General features: G+C 64.9%; 18 protein-coding genes. 16 read left to right on the top strand and 2 right to left on the bottom strand.

All coding sequences use genetic code 11. From position 1 onward, the window contains the following. Window positions 1-10: 10 nt before the first annotated feature. From AAIH46_RS15560 to AAIH46_RS15545, 4 genes are all read left to right on the top strand, one after another. The gene (locus AAIH46_RS15560; protein ID WP_430306874.1) at window positions 11-1,081 is read left to right on the top strand and encodes an ABC transporter ATP-binding protein; all 1,071 of its coding nucleotides are present in this window, start codon (window positions 11-13) and stop codon (window positions 1,079-1,081) included. Window positions 1,082-1,129: 48 nt separating this feature from the next. After that, window positions 1,130-2,371 (top strand): extracellular solute-binding protein, encoded by a 1,242-nt coding sequence (locus AAIH46_RS15555; protein WP_430306873.1) that lies wholly within the window; start codon window positions 1,130-1,132, stop codon window positions 2,369-2,371. Between the two features lie 71 nt (window positions 2,372-2,442). Then, window positions 2,443-3,363: a carbohydrate ABC transporter permease gene (locus AAIH46_RS15550; protein ID WP_430306872.1), complete on the top strand. Its 921-nt coding sequence runs from the start codon at window positions 2,443-2,445 to the stop codon at window positions 3,361-3,363. Continuing rightward, window positions 3,360-4,220: a carbohydrate ABC transporter permease gene (locus AAIH46_RS15545; RefSeq protein ID WP_430306871.1), complete on the top strand. Its 861-nt coding sequence runs from the start codon at window positions 3,360-3,362 to the stop codon at window positions 4,218-4,220. The genes AAIH46_RS15550 and AAIH46_RS15545 overlap by 4 nt, the downstream gene beginning before the upstream one ends. Before the next feature lie 8 nt (window positions 4,221-4,228). Here AAIH46_RS15545 and AAIH46_RS15540 read toward each other — a convergent pair whose 3' ends face one another. Then, a complete protein-coding gene (locus tag AAIH46_RS15540; protein ID WP_430306870.1) occupies window positions 4,229-5,077 on the bottom strand; it encodes a MurR/RpiR family transcriptional regulator in 849 nt (282 codons plus the stop codon). A 160-nt stretch (window positions 5,078-5,237) separates the two neighbouring features. Here AAIH46_RS15540 and murA point away from each other — a divergent pair, with 160 nt between their 5' ends. The 10 genes from murA (at window position 5,238) to AAIH46_RS15490 (ending at window position 16,443) form a co-directional block, all read left to right on the top strand. Next, window positions 5,238-6,494, top strand: a complete 1,257-nt coding sequence (murA, locus tag AAIH46_RS15535; RefSeq protein ID WP_430306869.1) for a UDP-N-acetylglucosamine 1-carboxyvinyltransferase — start codon at window positions 5,238-5,240, stop codon at window positions 6,492-6,494. Further along, entirely contained in the window at window positions 6,491-7,384 is an 894-nt protein-coding gene (locus AAIH46_RS15530) for a BadF/BadG/BcrA/BcrD ATPase family protein (RefSeq protein ID WP_430306868.1), read from the top strand. The genes murA and AAIH46_RS15530 overlap by 4 nt, the downstream gene beginning before the upstream one ends. 112 nt (window positions 7,385-7,496) lie before the next feature. Further along, a complete protein-coding gene (gene murQ, locus AAIH46_RS15525) occupies window positions 7,497-8,441 on the top strand; it encodes an N-acetylmuramic acid 6-phosphate etherase (RefSeq protein ID WP_430306867.1) in 945 nt (314 codons plus the stop codon). Window positions 8,442-8,498: 57 nt separating this feature from the next. After that, window positions 8,499-9,998 (top strand): ABC transporter substrate-binding protein, encoded by a 1,500-nt coding sequence (locus tag AAIH46_RS15520; protein WP_430307338.1) that lies wholly within the window; start codon window positions 8,499-8,501, stop codon window positions 9,996-9,998. 22 nt (window positions 9,999-10,020) lie between these two features. Further along, window positions 10,021-10,983, top strand: a complete 963-nt coding sequence (locus AAIH46_RS15515; RefSeq protein WP_430306866.1) for an ABC transporter permease — start codon at window positions 10,021-10,023, stop codon at window positions 10,981-10,983. Further along, the gene (locus AAIH46_RS15510; protein ID WP_430306865.1) at window positions 10,980-11,822 is read left to right on the top strand and encodes an ABC transporter permease; all 843 of its coding nucleotides are present in this window, start codon (window positions 10,980-10,982) and stop codon (window positions 11,820-11,822) included. The genes AAIH46_RS15515 and AAIH46_RS15510 overlap by 4 nt, the downstream gene beginning before the upstream one ends. Beyond that, on the top strand, window positions 11,819-13,561 hold the full coding sequence (locus AAIH46_RS15505; protein WP_430306863.1) for an ABC transporter ATP-binding protein: 1,743 nt from the start codon (window positions 11,819-11,821) through the stop codon (window positions 13,559-13,561). Before AAIH46_RS15510 ends, AAIH46_RS15505 begins: the two co-directional genes overlap by 4 nt. 24 nt (window positions 13,562-13,585) lie before the next feature. Continuing rightward, complete coding sequence (locus tag AAIH46_RS15500; protein ID WP_430306861.1) at window positions 13,586-14,632, top strand: serine hydrolase domain-containing protein; 1,047 nt, start codon at window positions 13,586-13,588, stop codon at window positions 14,630-14,632. A gap of 12 nt (window positions 14,633-14,644) precedes the next feature. Continuing rightward, window positions 14,645-15,760 carry an anhydro-N-acetylmuramic acid kinase gene (locus AAIH46_RS15495; RefSeq protein WP_430306859.1) on the top strand — a complete coding sequence of 372 codons (1,116 nt, stop codon included), beginning with the start codon at window positions 14,645-14,647 and terminating at the stop codon, window positions 15,758-15,760. 152 nt (window positions 15,761-15,912) lie between these two features. After that, on the top strand, window positions 15,913-16,443 hold the full coding sequence (locus AAIH46_RS15490; protein WP_430306858.1) for a gluconokinase: 531 nt from the start codon (window positions 15,913-15,915) through the stop codon (window positions 16,441-16,443). Window positions 16,444-16,455: 12 nt separating this feature from the next. On the opposite strand, the gene AAIH46_RS15485 is transcribed toward AAIH46_RS15490, so the two are convergent. Then, window positions 16,456-17,907 (bottom strand): aminotransferase class V-fold PLP-dependent enzyme, encoded by a 1,452-nt coding sequence (locus AAIH46_RS15485; protein ID WP_430306857.1) that lies wholly within the window; start codon window positions 17,905-17,907, stop codon window positions 16,456-16,458. 98 nt (window positions 17,908-18,005) lie between these two features. Between AAIH46_RS15485 and AAIH46_RS15480 the strand changes: the two genes are divergently transcribed. Together AAIH46_RS15480 and AAIH46_RS15475 are read left to right on the top strand one after the other, a co-directional pair. Continuing rightward, window positions 18,006-18,485: an Lrp/AsnC family transcriptional regulator gene (locus AAIH46_RS15480; RefSeq protein WP_430307337.1), complete on the top strand. Its 480-nt coding sequence runs from the start codon at window positions 18,006-18,008 to the stop codon at window positions 18,483-18,485. 94 nt (window positions 18,486-18,579) lie between these two features. Continuing rightward, the gene (locus AAIH46_RS15475) at window positions 18,580-18,966 is read left to right on the top strand and encodes an acyl-CoA thioesterase (protein ID WP_430306856.1); all 387 of its coding nucleotides are present in this window, start codon (window positions 18,580-18,582) and stop codon (window positions 18,964-18,966) included. Window positions 18,967-19,047: the final 81 nt, after the last annotated feature.

Below are 19,047 nucleotides of genomic sequence, written 5' to 3'. Positions count from 1 at the left end.
AGAAGCAAGCGTGGCCCGACTGACACTCAGCGGCATCAAGAAGCGGTTCAAGACGACCGATGTCCTGCACGGCATCGACCTTGAAATGCACGACCGCGAATTGATCGTCTTCGTCGGTCCGTCTGGCTGCGGGAAATCGACTCTTCTGCGGCTGATCGCTGGGCTCGATCCGATCACCGACGGCGAGTTCCTGCTCGATGGCCGACGGATGAACGAGGTCGCCCCGTCCAAGCGCGGCATCGCCATGGTCTTCCAGTCCTACGCGCTCTATCCGCACATGGACGTATACGAGAACATGGCATTCGGCGCCCGGCTGATGGGCCTGCCCAAGGGCGAGGTCGAGACGCGTATCGCCGAAGCCTCCCGCATGCTGCAGCTCGACCCGCTGCTGAAGCGCAAGCCGCGCGAGCTTTCCGGTGGCCAGCGGCAGCGTGTCGCCATCGGTCGGGCGCTGGTGCGCAAGCCGAAGGTGCTGCTGCTCGACGAGCCGCTCTCCAATCTCGACGCGGCCCTGCGTTCCGACGTCCGGCTGGAGATCGCCCGCCTGCACCGCGAGATCGGCGGGACGACGGTCTACGTGACCCATGATCAGGTGGAAGCGATGACGCTGGCCGATCGGATCGTGGTGATGAACAAGGGTCGCATCGAACAATTCGGCACGCCCCGCGAGCTGTACGAGACGCCGGCCAACACCTTCGTCGCCACCTTCATCGGTTCGCCGCGCATGGCGCTCCTTTCGGTCGAGCGCCAGGGCGAGGTGCTCGTTGCCCCCGGTATCGGGACGCTGCGGCCGACGCTCCTGCCGAAGAGCGACGACAGCAGCCTGCTGATCGGCATGCGGCCGGACGGGATCGCAATCCTTCCTGTCGATGCGGCCGAAGGCCTTGCCGCAAAGGTGGTCTACACCGAATATCTCGGCGACAACGCCTTCGTCTACGTGCGCATCGGCAACGAGCCGCCGATCGCCGTGCGTGCGACGCCGGATGTCGACCTTGCCCCCGATACGCCCGTGAAGCTCGGGCTGCTGCCCGGCAAGGCCCACTATTTCAGCCAGAAGACGGCGCAGCGCCTGCCCGTCTGACCACGCCAACTATCCGCAGAGATACAACGCGAAAAGAGAGAGGAACACATGAAACACTACATTCTGGGAGCCACCCTCGCCGTCTCGGCCCTGATGTCCGCCACGGCGACCTTTGCCGCAGACCTCACCTTCTGGACCTGGCGCCAGGAGGACAAGGCGCAGTACGAGAAGTTCTTCAAGGATTTCGAGGCCGAGAACCCGGGCACGACGATCAGGTTCGAGGCCTTCGAGGCGACGAGCTACAACACGGTCCTGTCGACGGCGCTGGCCGGCGGCAAGGGTCCCGACCTGATGATGACCCGCACCTATGGCGGCATCGAGAGCCTTGCCGGTGCCGGTTACCTGATGCCGCTCGACAAGACAAAGATCCCGGCACTTGCGGGCTTCTCGGAACCGGCGCTCGCCTCGGAGACGATGCGCTCCGACAAGACGCTCTACGCCGTGCCGGCTGCCAGCCAGACCATGCTGGTGATCTACAACACCGAGATCTTCGAGAAGAACAACATCGCCGAGCCCAAATCCTGGGACGAGTTCCTCAAGGCCTGCGAAACGCTGAAGGCGGCCGGCATCATGCCATTTGCCAACGGCACCGCGACCGGCTGGCAGAACGAGACGATCGTTTCGGCGCTCACCTCGTCGATCATGGGCAAGGGCTTCTATGACGACCTGATGGCCGGCAAGACCGACTTCAACGATCCGCGTTACGTCGAGGCGATCTCGCGGCTGAAGGAAATCTCCGCCTATTTCCCGGAAGGCTTCGTCGGCCTCGACTACGCGTCTGCCCAGCAGCTGTTCACCTCCGGCATGGCGGGCATGTTTGCCGGCGGCTCCTTCGAGCTGTCGAACTTCGCCAAGCAGAACCCGGACCTGAAGATGGGCGTCTTCCCGGCGCCCGGCCTGAAGGCCGAGGATGAGAAGCTCGTCGGTCTGTTCTTCGACTCTGGCTTCGCCGCCAACGCCAAGAGCAAGGACAACGAGGCGGCGCTGAAATTCCTCAACTACGTGGCGGGGAAGAAATTCGCCCAGGCCTTCGCCAACGAGTTGAACAACGTTTCGGCCGTGCCGGGCGTGACCTTCGACAGCCCGGTGCTGGCAGAGGTTGCCGAGCTCAACAAGAACTCGATCTCCTACATGACGCTCGTCAACTTCCGCTACGGCGAACCGACTGGATCGAACCTCATCCAGGCCGGTGTCAGCAAGCTGTTCAACGGTCAGATGACACCCGCCGAAGTGGGCAAGTCGATGACCGATGGGCTCGCTGCCTGGTACGCGCCGTTCAAGAAGAAGTAAGTGCCACAAGCCGCCGGGAGATCCTTCCTTCCGGCGGCCCTCGACCTCCTGAAAATCGCACAGGACGAAGCATGCTATCCACCCAGTTCACCGGACGGCGTTTGTGGATCACGGCCCTCATCGTGCCGCCGATGGCCTTCATGTGCCTGTTTCTCGTCTACCCGATCCTGTCGGCCTTCGCCTATGCCTTCTTCGAGTGGCGCGGGCTGGTGCGCGGCGATTTCATCTGGTTTGAAAATTTCCGCAGGGTGCTCTTCGAGTTCCCGTTCTCCGAACGGACGATGAATGCCTTCGTCCACAACATCTACGTTTTCTTCGCCCTGATGATCCTGCAGAACGGCGTCGGCTTCGCGCTCGCCTACTGCCTCTGGCGCGATCTTCCCGGCGCCCGCTTCCACCGGATCGCGGTGTTCCTGCCGGTCGTCCTGTCGACGGTCATCGTCGGCCTCCTGTGGAAGCTGTTCCTGCATCCGCTGTTCGGAGTGGTGAACATCTCACTGCGCTCGGTCGGCCTCGGCTTTCTCGCGCAACCCTGGCTCGGCCAGGATTCGACCGCGCTGACCGCCATCGTCGTTGCCAATGCCTGGCACATGGTCGGCTTCCCGACGCTCGTCTTCCTGGCCGGCATGCAGCGGATCCCCGGCGAGATCCTCGATGCCGTTCGCATGGAAACCACCAGCGAATGGCTGATCATCCGCAAGATCATCTGGCCGCTGGTTGCGCCCAGCGCCACCGTCGTCTTCACGCTGCTGTTCGTCGGCGCCTTCAACTGGTTCGAGATGCCCTACATCATGGGCGGCATCGATGGTGCCCCGCATGGCGCGACCGACGTGCTCGGCCTCTATTTCTACCGCACCGCCTTCGGCAGCATGTCGGCATCGGCCGAGAATTTCGGCCCCGGCAGCGCGCTCGCCGTGCTGATCTTCATGTTCATCGCCGTCGTCTCGAGTTTCCTGACGCTTTATCTGCGCAAGCGGGAGATCCAGCTGTGAGCCGCCCCGCACGCGACACCTTCGACCGCGGCCTCCTGGCGACGCTTGGCCGCGATGGGCTGATCCAGATCATCCTCATCGCCAACAGCGTGATCATGCTGGGGCCGATCGTGATCATGATCTTCTCGGCGTTCAAGACTAACGCGCAGATCTTCCAGACGCCGTTTGCGGTTCCCGATGTCACCCATGTCGGCAGCCTCCTGCGGGTGTGGACCGAAACCAACTTCCTGCGTTACCTCGCCAATTCCTTCATCGTCACCAGCACGTCGATCGTCCTCATCCTGACGCTCGGGACGATGGCCGCCTACGCGATCGCGCGATATGATTTCCGCGGGTCGAGCCTGGTGCTGCTGTTCTTCCTCGCTGGCCTGACCCTGCCGCTGAAGCTTGCCATCATCCCGCTGTTCATCCAGATGCGCGATTTCGGCCTTCTCGATTCACGGCTTTCGCTGATCTGCATCTATGTGGCGACGGGGCTTCCGACCACCGTCTTCATCATGACCGGCTTCATCCGCAGCCTGCCCAACGAGCTGGAGGATGCCGCCCGGATGGACGGGGCGAGCGAGGCGCGGATCATGTGGTCGATCATGCTGCCGCTGGTGCGCCCGGCGATGGTCATCTCGGCGATCCAGAACATCGTGCCGATCTGGAACGACTTCTTCTTTCCGCTGATCTTCATCCAGAACGACGACCTGAAAACCCTGCCGCAGGGCCTCACGACCTTCATGGGCGAATATGGCACCGACTGGGGCGTGCTGTTTTCCGGCCTCACCCTCTCGGCGCTGCCTGTCATCATTCTCTACATAACCCTGTCGCGGCAGTTCATCAGCGGCATGACGGCGGGAGCGGTCAAATGACCGGTCGCTCAGGCCTTCAGCACGGAGACAGCCGCTTCGCTGGCATGGATGTAGTCGTTGGCATCGGCCTGGTGCTGGACCAGCATCAGGAACAAGAGGTCGGTGAGGATCAGCTGCGCGTCGCGCGAGGTGATGGCAGACGAACGCACCCGCTCCTCGTCGGCAATCGTGTAGAGATGCAGGTGGGCGATGCCTGTCAACGGGTTCGGCTGCAGGCCGGTCAGCGACAGCACCGACGCGCCTCGTTTGGCGGCGAGCTCCGCCACCCGCAGCGTTTCCAGGCTCGCGCCCGAATAGGAGATGGCAAACAGTGCGTCGCCTTCACCCAGCGTCGCGGCATTGGCAATCTGCACATGGCTGTCGCTGTCGATCAGCACCATCCGTCCGAGCTTCTGCAACTTGTAGGAAAAATCGCGCGCTACAAGCGAGGAGGCGCCGACGCCGGCCAGGTGGATGCGGCGCGCTTCGGCGAGCATCTTCACCGCACGCGCGACGCTGTCTTCGCCGTTCACCTGCATCGTCTCCTGCATCGAATGCAGCTTGCTCGCCACCAGCTTCTGCTGGATCGTCATGTAATCGTCGCTGGCATCGATCGAGCCGTGGATCATGCCGGACGGCACCTGCCATTCCTGCGCCTTGGCCCGGGTGACGGCGAGCTTCAGCTGCTGGTAGCCGCCATAACCGATCTTCTGGGCGAACTTGACGACGCTCGACTGGCTACGGCCGGTCGCCGAGGCAAGTTCGGCCGACGACAGCGCCACCATGCGATCCGGATTGTCGAGGATGAACCGGCCGATCGTCTGCTCCGCCTGCGTCAGGCTGTCCAGCTTGGCGCGAATGATGTTGAGGACGGACATGGCAGCATTCCTCTCGGCGGGACGGATAGGCGACGGGCATCGACAGGCGCGGAATTTTCCATTCGCCGTTCCGAAATCATCCGGAATTATACCAACCGCATCGACAGCCTGACCAGCCCCTCTCGGTCACGTCTGCAGAATTTCCCCGGAAAGACTTGAGATGGATCAACTGCGCATCATCGGCGGGCAGCCGCTTAGCGGCGCCGTCTCCATCGCCGGCGCCAAGAATGCGGGTCTTCCGCAGATTGCTGCCGCGCTCCTCTCAACCGCTCCGCTCGAACTGACGAACCTGCCCAAGGTGTCGGACGTCGCCAACATGCTGCGCGTCGCCGGTATCTACGGCGCCGAGGTGACGCAGGACGCGCGCGCGGTGCGCATCGACGCCTCGGCCATCGAACCGCGCGAGGTGGACTACGAGACGGTGCGCAAGATGCGTGCGACAATGCTGGTGCTCGCTCCGCTTCTGGTGCGCTTCGGCAAGGCGCGCGTCTCGCTTCCGGGTGGCTGCGCGATCGGCGCTCGCCCGGTCGACATGCACCTGAAGGCGCTCTCAGCACTCGGTGCTACGGTATCGGTGGAAGGCGGCTACATCGTCGCCGACGCTGCCGCCGGCCTTACCGGCGGGCGCATCGTCCTGCCCGGTCCCTCCGTCGGCGCCACCGAGACGGCGCTGATGGCGGCAACGGGCGCGCGTGGCGAAACCGAGATCGTCAACGCCGCGCGCGAGCCGGAAGTGGTCGACCTCGCCCACTGCCTCATCGCCATGGGAGCCGAGATCGAAGGCGCCGGCACGCATCGGATCCTCGTGCGTGGGCCGACGCAGTGGCGTGCGGCGAGCCACCACGGCATTCCCGACCGGATCGAGGCCGGCACCTATGCCGCAGCCGTCGCGGTGGCCGGCGGACAGATCGAACTCGTTAATGCCCGGCTGGAGCATATGGCGGCGGCCTGCCAGACCCTTGAGGCGATGGGGATCACGCTGTGGCCGAGCGATCGAGGCGTCGTGGTCAGCGGCACGGACCGGCGCAAGCCCGCCGAGATCGCCACCGAACCTTATCCCGGCTTTCCGACAGACCTGCAGGCGCAGTTCATGGCCATCGCGTGCCTGGCATCCGGCACGACGATCATCCGCGAGACGATCTTCGAGAACCGCTTCATGCATGTGCCGGAACTACGCCGGCTGGGCGCCGATATCACGCTCAGCGGCTCGACGGCCATCGTTAGGGGCGGTGCACCGCTGAAGGGCGCGCAGGTGATGGCGACCGATCTTCGCGCCTCCGTCTCGCTGGTGCTGGCAGGGCTGGCGGCCGAGGGAGAGACCATTGTCAACCGCGTCTATCATCTGGATCGCGGCTACGAACACCTGGACCGCAAGCTTGCCCAGTGCGGCGCGCAGATCGAGCGGATCTCGCAATGACCGTTCCATCGCAGCAGCCGGTGCTTTTCCTCGGCGTCGATGGCGGCGGTACCGGATGCCGGGCGCGCATCGTCGACATCGACGGCAATGTCGTCGGCGAAGGCTTGTCCGGTCCGGCAACCACGCGCCTCGGCGTCGCGGAGGCCTGGGCGTCACTGATGCGCGCCTGGGGAGCGGCCGCCGAAGAGGCGGGGCTTGATCCCGCCCACGCTCCAACCGTGCATGCCGGCATCGGCATCGCCGGCGTCAGCCGCGCAGGTTCGCTTGCCGAACTGAAGGCGCTCGCGCATCCATTCGCCAGCACCAGCTTCATCTCGGACGGCGCCTGCGCCTGCCTTGGTGCCCATTCCGGCCGCGACGGCGCGATCGTCATTGCAGGCACAGGCTCGATCGGGCTCGCCTTCATCGGCGGTAAGGAGTTGCGCGCAGGCGGCTATGGCTTTCCGATCTCCGACGAGGGCAGCGGCGCGGATCTCGGCCTCAAAGCCATTCAGCTGGCGCTGCGCGCGCATGACGGAAGGCGCGACAAGACAGCGCTGCTGGCCGAGGTGATGAACCGCTTCGACAACTCGCCGGGCGAAGTGGTCGGCTGGATGGACCGGGCAACTGCCACGGACTATGCGACCCTAGCGCCGATGGTCCTGCGGCATGCCGACCAGGGCGATGCGGCGGCACGGTTCATCGTGCAGATGGCGGCCGAACAGATCGACGCGCTGGTGCGGCGGATGGTGGAGCTCGGTGCACAGCTGGTGACGTTGCTCGGGGGTCTGTCGGGCCCGATCGAGCCCTGGCTTTCGCCGGATGTCCGGCGGCGATTGAAACCGGCGGATGGCGATGCTGTTTCCGGGTCGATCATCCTTGCCCGACGCGCGGCCGGAATGGCCGCATGACCGACCGGACGACAGGCCGCGCCATACCTCATCAGGAATAATATATTCCCGATCCAGATTGACAATCGGAATATTCAATCCTACGAATTTGACAACGAAAGAGTGATCATCCATGTCCCACGAGCGTCTTTTGTCCGAGCTCGACCTGTTGGTTTCGGAAGCCCGCAACCCGAAATCGATGGACATTGATCTCCTCGAAACCGGCGAGATCCTGCGCGTGATGAACGACGAGGACCGGCTGGTTCCGCTGGCCGTGGAGAAGGTCATTCCGCAGATCACCCTCGCCGTAGACGAGATCGTCCGCGCGTTCCGGCAGGGTGGCCGGCTGATCTACAGCGGCGCCGGAACCAGCGCCCGGCTCGGCGTTCTCGACGCATCGGAATGCCCGCCGACCTTCAGCGTGCCGGACGACATGGTCATCGGCCTGATCGCCGGTGGCCCCCGGGCACTGCTCAAGGCCGTGGAGGGTGCCGAGGACGACGCCGGCGAAGGCGCGCAGAACCTCCGCGACATAGGGCTGACGCCCAAGGACGTCGTCGTCGGCATCGCCGTCAGCGGCCGCACGCCGTATGTGCTCGGCGCCCTCGACTATGCAAAATCCATCGGCGCGACCACAGTCGGACTGTCGTGCAATCCGGATTCGGCACTGGCGACGATCGCCGATATCGCCATTTCTCCGGTCGTCGGCCCAGAAGTCGTCACCGGCTCGACGCGGCTAAAATCCGGCACCGCCCAGAAGCTCGTGCTCAACATGCTGACGACGGCCAGCATGATCCGCATCGGCAAGACCTACGAGAACCTGATGGTCGACCTCGCGATCAGCAATCAGAAGCTTCACGCACGGGCGATCCGCATGATCGTCCAGGCGACCGGTTGTGCCGCCGACGTCGCCGAACAGGCGCTCGACGACAGCGGCCGCAACGTCAAGCTGGCGATCCTGATGGTGGTAACGGGCTTGCCGGCAGGATTGGCGGAGACCGCACTGGAAAAGGCGGACGGATTCTTGCGCAAGGCGATTGCCGATGCCGGCAGAGATCTGGCACACCGTGCAGTCTAAATCGATCAACGATAAAAGAGGGAGAATGACATGACCAAGACACTGCGACACTCACTGATGTCCTGCGCCACGGCGGCAATCGCCCTTGGCTTTTCCGTGGCACTGCCCGTGCAGGCCGGCGCCGCGACGCTGAAGATGGCCTGGTCGCAGGATGCGACAGGGCTTGATCCGCACAAGCAGACGGCCTTCTCGTCGATCCGGCTTCTCGAACTCGTCTACGAGCCGCTGATCCGGCTCGACGCCAACCTGCAGCCGATCCCGGCGATCGCCGCCTCGTGGACCTTCGCCGACGACGCAAAGAGCCTGACCTTCAAGCTCGACCCGAAGGCGAAATTCCACAACGGCGCGACGGTCACCGCCAAGGACGTGAAGGCCTCGTTCGAGCGCATTCTCGACCAGGCGACGGCCGCCGCCGCCCGTGCCAACTACCTGTCGATCGCCAGCATCGACACGCCCGACGATCAGACCGTCGTCTTCAACCTGTCGCAGCCGGACGTGCCGCTCTTGACGGCGATGAGCAGCATCAACGCCGCCATCGTTCCGGCCTCGGAAATCGCGGCTGGCAAGGTCGGCACGCAGGCCGTCGGTTCCGGTCCGTTCAAGCTCGCCAAGTGGGAGCCGAACGTGCGCGAGACGCTGACCGCCAATGCCGAGTGGGCCGGCGGCAAGACCGGCGTCGAGGGCATCGACATCACAGTGCTGCCGGACGAGAACGCCATCCTCGCCGCGCTGCGTGCCAAGAAGGTCGATTTCGCGCTGATCAATGATCCGCTGGTCGCGACGCTGGTGCCGAGCGTGCCGACGCTGAAGCTCAACAAGGTGCAGGTGCTCGCCTACCACGTGCTGCAGCTCAACCCGTCGCGCAAGCCGATGACCGAGCTTGCCGTGCGCCAGGCGATCTCCTGCGCCGTCGACCGCAAGGACATCCTCGACACGGCCCTGCTGGGCGAAGGCGAGGTCACCGGCCCGCTGACCATGCCGACCTACCGCTCCAAGCCGGAAGACCTGTTCTGCTACAAGCAGGATCTCGAGAAGGCGAAGAAGCTGATGGCGGATGCGGGCTATGCGGATGGCTTCTCGGCAACCGTGATTGCCGCGACCGGCGAGCCGCCGACCGCCGCCTCCGAGGCGCAGGTGCTGCAGTCGCAGCTGAAGGAGATCGGCATCAACCTCGACATCCGGCTGATGGAATTGAACGTCTTTGTCGACACCTGGCTGAAGGGCGACTTCGACATGGCCGTGGCGCTGAACGGCGGCCGTGCCGACCCGTACTCGATGTACAACCGCTACTTCACCAAGACCGGCAACCTGCAGAAGGTCGCCAACTACATCGACGACACGCTGGACGACCTGATGCAGAAGGGCCGCGTCGAAACCGATGTTGCCAAGCGCAAGGAAATCTTCTCCGCCTTCGACAAGCACCTGGCGGAAAAGGCCCCGTGGATCTGGCTCTACACCGGCTTCAGCTACACCGCACAGCAGCAGAACGTCGACGGCTTCGTCTCCTCGCCGGACGGCTCGCTGTTCGGTCTGGCGAAGACGACCCTGAAGCCGTAATGCTAAAGGGGCGGATCGCGACATGAACTACCTGACCAGACGGCTGATCACCTTTCCGATCGTCATGCTCGGAGTCTCCATCCTGGTCTTCGTCGCCATCCGCCTCATCCCCGGCGACAGCATCACCGCCATGCTCGGCACGGAGGCAGGCCTGCTGACGCCAGAGCAGAAGCAGGCGCTCGCCGCCTATTTCGGCATCGACCAGAGCTGGCTCACCCAGTACTGGCGGTGGATCTCCGGCCTCGTGCGCGGCGATTTCGGCGTCTCCGTCACCTATGGCAAGCCGGTGCTGGAGGTGATCCTCGGCCGCTTTCCGCTGACGCTGGAACTGGCGGTGCTGGCGATGATCATCGCGATTGCCGTCGGCCTGCCGGCCGGCGTCTTTGCCGCCACCCGCAGCGAGAAGCGATCCGATCTCGTCGTGCGCGTGCTGGCGATGATCGGCCAGTCGACACCCAGCTTCGTCGTCGGTCTCGTCGTCATCTACATTCTCTCGGCCGGCTTCGGCATCCTGCCGAGCATGGGCGAATTCGTGCCGCTCACTGTCGACCCTGTGGCTAACCTCACCCAGATGATCCTACCGGCGGCAGTGCTCGGGCTTGCCTTCACCGCCTCGGTCACCCGCATCTCGCGCTCGGCCATGCTCGACGTGCTGGGAGACGACTACGTGCGCACTGCCCGCGCCAAGGGCGCACCCGCCCGCGATGTCATCTGGCGCCACGCGCTTCCCAACGCGCTGATCCCGGTCGTGACGCTGAGCGGCGTCGAATGCGGCTATCTGCTGGGCGGCGCAGTGCTGGTTGAGCAGATCTTTGCGCTTCCCGGCCTCGGCCGTATGACGCTCGACGCCATCCTGCAGCGCGACTATGCGCTGGTGCAGGGCAGCGTGCTGTTCGTCGCCTTGAATTTCATGATCGTCAACCTGCTGGTCGATCTCGTCTACGTGGCGCTTGATCCGCGCATTCGCCTCGGGGGCCGCTCATGACATCGATCATCCGCAGCCTCGCCCGCCACCCGAGCGGGCGCATCGGCGGTTTCATCGTGCTGGCCTATCTGCTGGTGGCGCTCGCCGCCGCCTGTGGCCTCACACCTTATGATCCGCTGATGCAGTTCCGCGTCGAGCGGCTGCAGGGTCCGAGCCTCACGCACTGGATGGGCACCGACATGTTCGGCCGCGACGTGGCGAGCCGGCTGATGATCGGCATCAGCCAGTCCTTTCTCGTCGCCTTCTCGTCGGTCGGTATCGCAGCAACACTTGGCACCGTCCTCGGGCTGACAGCCGCCTGGTTCGGCCATCTCTGGGACGGGCTGGTCATGCGCTGCATGGACGTGCTCCTCGCCTTCCCGGCCATTCTGCTGGCGCTGCTGATCGTCGTCGTCGCCGGCACCGGCACGTTCTCCAGCATCGTCGCTATCGCCATCGTCTACACGCCGATCTTCACCCGCGTCGTGCGCGGCCCGGCGCTGTCGATCAAGTCGCGCGATTTCGTCGACGCGGCGCGCACCTTCGGCAGCAGCCGCACCTATATCCTGACACGTCACCTGATGCTGAACCTCGTCGCGCCGCTCACCGTGCAGGTGACGCTGGCGCTCGCCTGGTCGCTGCTGACAGAAGCCGGCCTCAGTTTCCTCGGTCTCGGCACCCAGCCTCCCGCCTCGTCGCTCGGGCTGATGCTGGCCGACAGCAGCAACCTGATGGAAATGGCGCCGTGGCTGCTCGCCTTCCCGGGGCTTGCGATCATGCTCGGCATCCTCGGCTTCAACCTCTTGGGCGACGCGCTGCGCGATGTCCTCGATCCCAAGGCGCGGAGGGCATTCGCATGACCCGCCTTCTCGATGTCTCCGGCCTGAAAGTCGGTTTCGGCCGCGGCGCGCAGATGAAACCCGTCGTCCACGGCATCGACTTCACGCTCGACGCCGGCGAGACGCTCGCCATCGTCGGCGAAAGCGGCTCCGGCAAGTCGGTGACCGCGCTGTCGATCAACCGCCTGGTAGACTATGGCGGCGGCCACATTCTTCAGGGAAAACTCGATTTCAGCTGCGCCGACGGCAACATCGTCGATCTGGCGCATGCTCCCGAACGGCAGCTCGAAAAGATCCGGGGTGCCGAGATCGGCATGATCTTCCAGGAGCCGATGACCTCGCTCAATCCGGTCCTGCCGATCGGCCGGCAGATCGAGGAGGCCTTCCGCCTGCATCGCGGCGTGTCCGGCCAGCAGGCGAAGACGGCGGCGCTCGAGGCGCTTGACCGGGTGCGCATACCCGACGCCAAACGCCGGCTCAGCTATTTCCCGCACCAGCTGTCCGGCGGCATGTTGCAGCGGGTGATGATCGCCATGGCGCTCGCCTGCAGCCCGCGCCTGCTGATCGCCGACGAACCGACGACGGCGCTCGACGTCAGCGTCCAGGCGCAGATCATGGCGCTGCTCGCCGAGCTGAAGCGCGAGACCGGCATGGGCATGATCTTCATCACCCACGACATGGGCCTCGTCGCCGGCATCGCAGACCGCGTGATGGTCATGCAGTCCGGCCGCGCCGTCGAACACGGACGGCTTGACGACGTGCTCGACCGGCCGCAGCACGCCTACACGCAGCATTTGCTCTCCGCCGTGCCGCACTTCACTGCCGGACGGCATGCGCGCAGCGACTACACGCGGCCGTCGGACACCGCAGTCCCTCCGGCGCTCTCCGTCGAGGGCCTGACCGTCCGTTTCCCGGTGACCGGCGGCCTGCTGCGTCGCCAGACCGGCGCGGTACATGCCGTCGAGGACGTTACATTCGAGGTGATGCCCGGCGAAACGCTGGCCGTGGTCGGCGAGAGCGGCTCGGGCAAGTCGACGACGGCGCGCGCGATCCTCGGCCTCGTCGCGCCGACGCGCGGGACGTTCGAGACCGTTGCGAGCGGCGAAGATCATGGTCGCCGCCCGGTGCAGATGGTGTTCCAGAACCCTTACGCCTCTCTCAACCCGCGGCTTTCGGTCGAAAGCCTGCTCGGCGAGCCGGTGATCGCCTCGGGCGGGCGGATCGACGCGCCGATGAAGACCCGGATGGCCCAGCTTCTGGAGCGGGTCGGGCTGCCCTCCGACAGCCTGGGGCGCTATGCCCACGAGTTTTCCGGCGGCCAGCGGCAGCGGCTCTGCATTGCACGGGCACTGATGGTCAATCCTTCGGTGCTGGTGCTCGACGAAGCGGTATCGGCGCTCGATGTCAGCGTGCAGGCAAAGGTGCTCGACCTGCTCGTCGACCTGCAGAAGGAGATGAAGCTCGCCTACCTGTTCGTTTCGCACGACATGGCGGTGGTGGAGCGGATCGCCCATCGGATCGCGGTCCTCTATGCAGGGCGGATCGTCGAGATCGGCGATGCGGGCGCGATCCTTGCCAATCCGCAGCATGCCTACACGAAGCGGCTGATTGCCGCCGTGCCGACCATGGAGCGAAGGCGCGAGCATTTTTCGCTCGATACAAGCTCGGTGCCGAGCCTGCTGCGGCCGATCGGTTACGAGCCGCCCGCACTGGACTGGCGCGAGCATGGCATCGATCACCGGTCGCGGGTCGAGGCCTGAGATTGACGACGACGGGAGAAGCCTGTGACGGATGAGACTGACATTGCCGGAGATCCAGCCTTCGTGGACGGTTTCGAAGCGGCATTCGCACCCCTGAAGCATTGGGTAGATAGCCTGCGCATCCCCGGCGGCGTGCTCGGCATGGTCGATCTTGCCGGCAACCGGATGACGCGTGCCACGGGCCTTGCCCAGCGCGCGGGCGGCGCCTGGGACGGCGGCGAACGTCCGATGACGGTCTCCACCTGGTTCGACCTAGCCTCGCTCTCCAAGGTGATCTTCACCACGCCGCGCATTCTGGCGCTGGCTGAACAGGGCATCATCGACCTCGATGCGCCGGTCACCAGCATCATTCCGGACCTGCGCCAGTATGCGCCGAACGGCTGGGAGCGGGCCGTCACCTTCCGCCAGTGCCTCGGTCACCAGACGCCCTTCCCCGCCGTCGAGCCCATCTACACCTATGATGGGGATCCGCAGCGGCTGCGCGCGTTTGTCCTTCAGCGCGAATGGCGCGCCGGACCGCCGGTCTATTCCGACATCAACTACATCCTGCTCGGCATCGCGCTGGAGCGGATCGAGGGTCGGTTGATCCGCGAGATGGATCCCGGCGCCGGCTTTGCCTTTTCCACCGATCCGCAGCAAACGGCAGCGACGGAATTCTGCACCTGGCGCGGACGCCTTCTGTCGGGCGAAGTGCATGACGAGAACTGCGCGGCGCTGCAGGGATCCGGTCATGCCGGCCTCTTCGGCACGGCAACATCCGTGCTCGACTTTGCCCATCGCCTGCTGCGGGGCAATGCCTCCGGCGACCACAAGGTCGCGTGGATGCGCCAGCCGCTTTCGCCAAAGCGCACGCATGGCTGGGAGCGACCCTATGACGGATGGTCGGGCGGCAGTCTTTGCAACGCCTCGGTGATCGGCCATACAGGCTTTACCGGAACCGGCCTCTGGATCGACTTCGAGCGCGGCCGGGCCTGGACGCTGCTCACCAACCGCGTTCATCCGAGCCGGCATTTCGACAGCGGCATCGTGGCGCTTCGCGCCGCCGTCGGCGATGCCGTCAACAGTCACTGAGGGATCACACAGATGCAGCCAATCTGGGCCGTCGGCCTGATGACCGGAACCGTTCTCGACGGCAATATCGACGTGGCGCTCCTGAAAACGGATGGCGAGCGGATCGAAGAGTTCGGCGCCTACACGCTGGCGCCCTATCCGCGCGAGATCCGAGACCTTCTGGAAGAGACGCTGACGCAGGCCCGCGCCTGGAACTTCGAGGGGCCGGAGCCGGAGATCTTCAGCACCGCCGAAGAACAGCTGACGCGCGCGCAGTCTGAGGCCGTGCGGGCGCTGGTGCAGGAGGCCGGACTGTCGCTCGCTGACATCGGCGTCGTCGGTTTTCATGGCCAGACGGTGCTGCACAGGGCACCTGAGCCGGGCCGCAAGGGTGCCACCCGCCAGCTCGGCGATGGCGCGCTGATGAGCACCATCCTTGGGGTCAAGGTGGCCTATGATTTCCGCAGCGCCGATGTCGCGGCCGGCGGCCAGGGCGCGCCGCTCGCCGCCGCCTATCACGCGGCTCTGCTGTCGGGCGTGGCGCAGGACGGCGACACCGCGATCCTCAATCTCGGCGGCGTCGCCAATATCACCTGGACCGACGGCCGCAGCGAACTGGTGGCCTTCGATACCGGCCCGGCCAATGCGCCGATCAACGACTTCGTAAAGCGGCACGGCCTTGGCGACATGGACCGCGACGGCAGGCTTGCCGCCAGGGGAACGGTGGACGAGGCAAGGCTCGCCAAGCTGCTCGAGCATGCCTATCTCACCAAGGCCTATCCGAAATCGCTCGACCGCTTCGATTTCACCGCCGACATGGCCGGCGATCTCGGACCGGAAGATGGTGCCGCGACGCTGACGGCGTTTACTGCATCGGCTGTCGGCAAGGCGCTTGACCTGCTGCCGCAGCGGCCGAAAAAGCTGATGGTAAGCGGCGGCGGACGTCACAATCCGACGCTGATGGACATGTTGCGGAAGCGCGCCGGCGTCGAAGCGGTGTCGGCCGATACCATCGGCTGGCGCGGCGATGCGGTGGAGGCCGAGTGCTTCGCGTTCCTCGCGGTGCGTGTACTGCGTGGCCTGCCGATCAGTTTCCCCTCGACAACCGGGGCGCCGGAACCGCTGAAGGGCGGGCGCCTGGCCGGCTGACGAAAGAGGCCGAGCGCGACGTCGAGCAGTGGGGCCCTGCCTTGTCGGGTGAGCCTCCGCTCGCTATACCGCCTTGACTGGCCTGCCTGACGCCTTCCCGGCGCCGGCCATGCGCCACCCGGAACCACATGACAGCTGACAGGATCTCCTCCATGGCGCAAATGCAGACTTCTTCCCCCGCGCCGCAGCGCCTCGTGCTGATGGGTGTCGCCGGCTCCGGCAAGTCGACGGTTGGCGAGGCGCTGGCCAAGCGCATCGGCGCCACCTATTTCGACGGTGACGACCTGCATCCGCGTGCCAATATCGAGAAGATGAGCCATGGGGAGCCGCTGACTGACGAGGACCGCTGGCCGTGGCTGACGCTGGTCGGCGAAGCGTTGGCGGAGGGTGATGGTACCAAGATCGTCGGCTGCTCGGCGCTGAAGCGCATCTACCGCGACCACATCCGCAACAAGGCGAAGGTGCCGGTGATCTTCGTGCATCTGGCCGGATCGCGGGAAGTGATCTCCGGTCGAATGGGAGCCCGCACCGGGCACTTCATGCCGACGACGCTGCTCGACAGCCAGTTCGCCGCGCTTGAACCACCGGCCGCCGACGAGATGTCGGTGACGGTCGATATCGACCAGCCGCTGGAGGGCGTTGTCGACGTGATCGTCGAGCAGCTGTCCCGGCTTGCCGCGTAACCGTTCCTGAACTCAGGCGGCTTGCGGGAAAAAGATCGCCCGCGCCGGATCGAACCCGTAGTGGCGGCGGTAATCGACCGCGTCGCTCGCCAGCTGGGTGAGGCTGTCGAGGATGAAGTCTAACTTTTCCGCGCAAAGCAGCACAGACAGGTTGAGCCGGGTGAAGCCGGGCTTCTCCATCTCGTCGCCGGCAAGGATCGCTGCCCGCATGCGATCTGATTCCGCCTCGTCTATGCCGAGAAGCCGATGAACGTAGGGGCCGGCGCAGGCACAGCCGCCGCGCGCCTGGATACCGAACCGGTCGGACAGCATGCGTGTCACCAGCTGCTGATGGACATGACCGCCCTCGCCGTCGCGAATGCGAAAGGAGAAGATAGGCAACCGCTGCGCCGTCAGCGAGCCGAGCAGTTCGATGCGCGGATGATGCCGCCACGTCTCGATCGCCCGTTCCGCCAGTTCCGCGTTCCGTTCAGCCATCCGCGTCTTGCCGATCGCATCCTTGACCAGGAAGGCGAGCGCTGCGCGGATATCGCCGACGACATTGGGGGTGCCCGCCTCTTCGCGTGCTTCCAGGCTGCCGGAATAGTCATGGCCGCTCGCCGAGACGAAACGCACCGTGCCGCCGCCGCTCCAGGTCGGCTTATCGCGAATGACGGCATCGCGCCGGACGATCAGCACGCCCGAGGCGCCAGGCCCGCCAAGGAACTTGTGCGGTGAGACGACGATGGCGTCGATCTCCGTACCCGGCTGCGGCCTCATGGAGATCGGCAGGTACGGACCGCCGCCCGCGTAGTCCCAGACGATCGTCGCGCCGGCACTTTTTACACAAGCCGTCACCGCGGCGACGTCGGCGATGATGCCGGTCACGTTTGAGGCCGCGGAGAAGGAGCAGATCACCCGATCAAAGCCGGCGGATCCTTGCAGTACTGCCTCGAGTTCACCAAGGTCGGGCCCACCATCAGCGGCCTCACCGAGCTCGACGATATCGGCTCCGGCTTCACGCCAGGGCAGGATGTTGGAGTGATGCTCGTAGGGCCCGATGATGACGCGGGTGCCGGGCCGGTCCGCACCCAGCAGCGCGACCAGCCGGTTGATGCCAGCCGTCGCTCCGGACCCGGCAAAGATGACGGCGTGGCGGTCGTCGGCGCCACAGCAGGCAGCGATCGTGGCGCGTGCCTCGCGCCGTAGCCGGGTCATCATGCTTCCGCAATAAGAGGCTTCCGTGTGGCTGTTGGCATAGAAGGGCAGCACCTGCCGCAGGACGAAGGTCTCGACCTGCATCAGCGCCCGCCCGGAGGCGACATAATCGGCATAGACGAGCGGCTTTGGCCCGAACGGCCCGTCGACCACGGCATCCGAACCGATCAGTCCCTCGGCCAGCAGATCGAGGATCTGCGGGCTTTCGAACTCGGCGCGGAACCGTTGAAGAAGGTCAGACGTCTGTCCCGTTGCAGCGCTTGCCATCGATTCGTCCCCTCATGTCATCGCTGATGAAGGATAGACGTTGCATCGCGGTGCTTTCATTGCCTATTTTATCCGAAATGGAGCGGTGAGTGTGTCGTATGATCGATCAGGAGCAGAAATTCGATGCGATCGATAGGCGGATTCTGACGTTCCTGCAGCGCGACGGATCGCTGTCGCAGCGCGAGCTTGCTGAAAAGGTCGGACTTTCGCAGAACGCCTGCTGGCGTCGGCTGCAGCGGCTGCAGGAAAGCGGGATCCTCAAGGGCTCGCAGGCGGCGGTGGATCTGCCCGCTCTCGGGCTCGACCTGACGGTCTTCGTGATGATCCGCACCCGTCACCATTCGAAGGAATGGGCTGAGGGTTTTCGCCGCCATGTCGAAAAGCTGCCCGAGGTGGTCGATTTCTATCGGATCGGCGGCGATTGGGACTATCTGCTGAAAGTCGTGACGCGCGGCATGCGCGGCTATGACGCCTTCTACCAGAAGCTCATCACCGACTTCGATTTCTCCACTGTCACCGGCTTCTTCTCGATGGAGGCCATGATGCAGAACCGCCCGACCGACCTGACGCGGCTATGACCTGACGCAATACCGCCATGCGGGAATGTCGCTTGATGCCGGCTCATCGGGCTGTCACCTATTGTGCACCGCACAATGACAAAGGTGGACCGCGATGACGGAACAACAGGACGAGCCCAAGGGCGATCTGACGCTGCGTACGCTGGCAATGCCGGCCGACGCCAACCCGTCGGGCGACATCTTCGGCGGCTGGGTGATGGCACAGATGGATCTGGCTGCCGGCATCGCCTCCTCGGAGCGCGCCAGGGGCCGCACCGTGACTGCAGCGATGCGCGAGATGATCTTCCGCCAGCCGATCAAGGTCGGCGATACGCTGTGCATCTACACGACCGTCACCGGCGTCGGCCGGACTTCCATGACGCTTTCGGTCGAATGCTGGGTCCGCCGACAATTTTCGGAAACCCGGCAGAAGGTAACGGAGGCGAGCTTCGTCATGGTGGCGTTGGACGAGAGCGGCACGCCGCGTCCTGTCGACGGCTGAGCCGCTGCGGGCAAGACCTCCATTTGTTGACCGCCAGTCCATCACCGACATGTGAAAGCAACCCTCCCTCGCACCATCGTG

It is taken from the genome of Rhizobium sp. 0TCS1.26, assembly GCF_050455525.1.
GTDB lineage: Bacteria > Pseudomonadota > Alphaproteobacteria > Rhizobiales > Rhizobiaceae > Neorhizobium.
This window is presented reverse-complemented; position numbering and strand designations above follow the sequence as displayed.

Coding starts and splice junctions, on each gene's coding strand:
- AAIH46_RS15555 (WP_430306873.1), top strand. CDS start 1,130: ATGAAACACTACATTCTGGGAGCCACCCTCGCCGTCTCGGCCCTGATG.
- AAIH46_RS15550 (WP_430306872.1), top strand. CDS start 2,443: ATGCTATCCACCCAGTTCACCGGACGGCGTTTGTGGATCACGGCCCTC.
- AAIH46_RS15540 (WP_430306870.1), bottom strand. CDS start 5,077: ATGTCCGTCCTCAACATCATTCGCGCCAAGCTGGACAGCCTGACGCAG.
- murA (WP_430306869.1), top strand. CDS start 5,238: ATGGATCAACTGCGCATCATCGGCGGGCAGCCGCTTAGCGGCGCCGTC.
- AAIH46_RS15530 (WP_430306868.1), top strand. CDS start 6,491: ATGACCGTTCCATCGCAGCAGCCGGTGCTTTTCCTCGGCGTCGATGGC.
- murQ (WP_430306867.1), top strand. CDS start 7,497: ATGTCCCACGAGCGTCTTTTGTCCGAGCTCGACCTGTTGGTTTCGGAA.
- AAIH46_RS15520 (WP_430307338.1), top strand. CDS start 8,499: ATGTCCTGCGCCACGGCGGCAATCGCCCTTGGCTTTTCCGTGGCACTG.
- AAIH46_RS15515 (WP_430306866.1), top strand. CDS start 10,021: ATGAACTACCTGACCAGACGGCTGATCACCTTTCCGATCGTCATGCTC.
- AAIH46_RS15510 (WP_430306865.1), top strand. CDS start 10,980: ATGACATCGATCATCCGCAGCCTCGCCCGCCACCCGAGCGGGCGCATC.
- AAIH46_RS15505 (WP_430306863.1), top strand. CDS start 11,819: ATGACCCGCCTTCTCGATGTCTCCGGCCTGAAAGTCGGTTTCGGCCGC.
- AAIH46_RS15495 (WP_430306859.1), top strand. CDS start 14,645: ATGCAGCCAATCTGGGCCGTCGGCCTGATGACCGGAACCGTTCTCGAC.
- AAIH46_RS15490 (WP_430306858.1), top strand. CDS start 15,913: ATGGCGCAAATGCAGACTTCTTCCCCCGCGCCGCAGCGCCTCGTGCTG.
- AAIH46_RS15485 (WP_430306857.1), bottom strand. CDS start 17,907: ATGGCAAGCGCTGCAACGGGACAGACGTCTGACCTTCTTCAACGGTTC.
- AAIH46_RS15480 (WP_430307337.1), top strand. CDS start 18,006: ATGATCGATCAGGAGCAGAAATTCGATGCGATCGATAGGCGGATTCTG.
- AAIH46_RS15475 (WP_430306856.1), top strand. CDS start 18,580: ATGACGGAACAACAGGACGAGCCCAAGGGCGATCTGACGCTGCGTACG.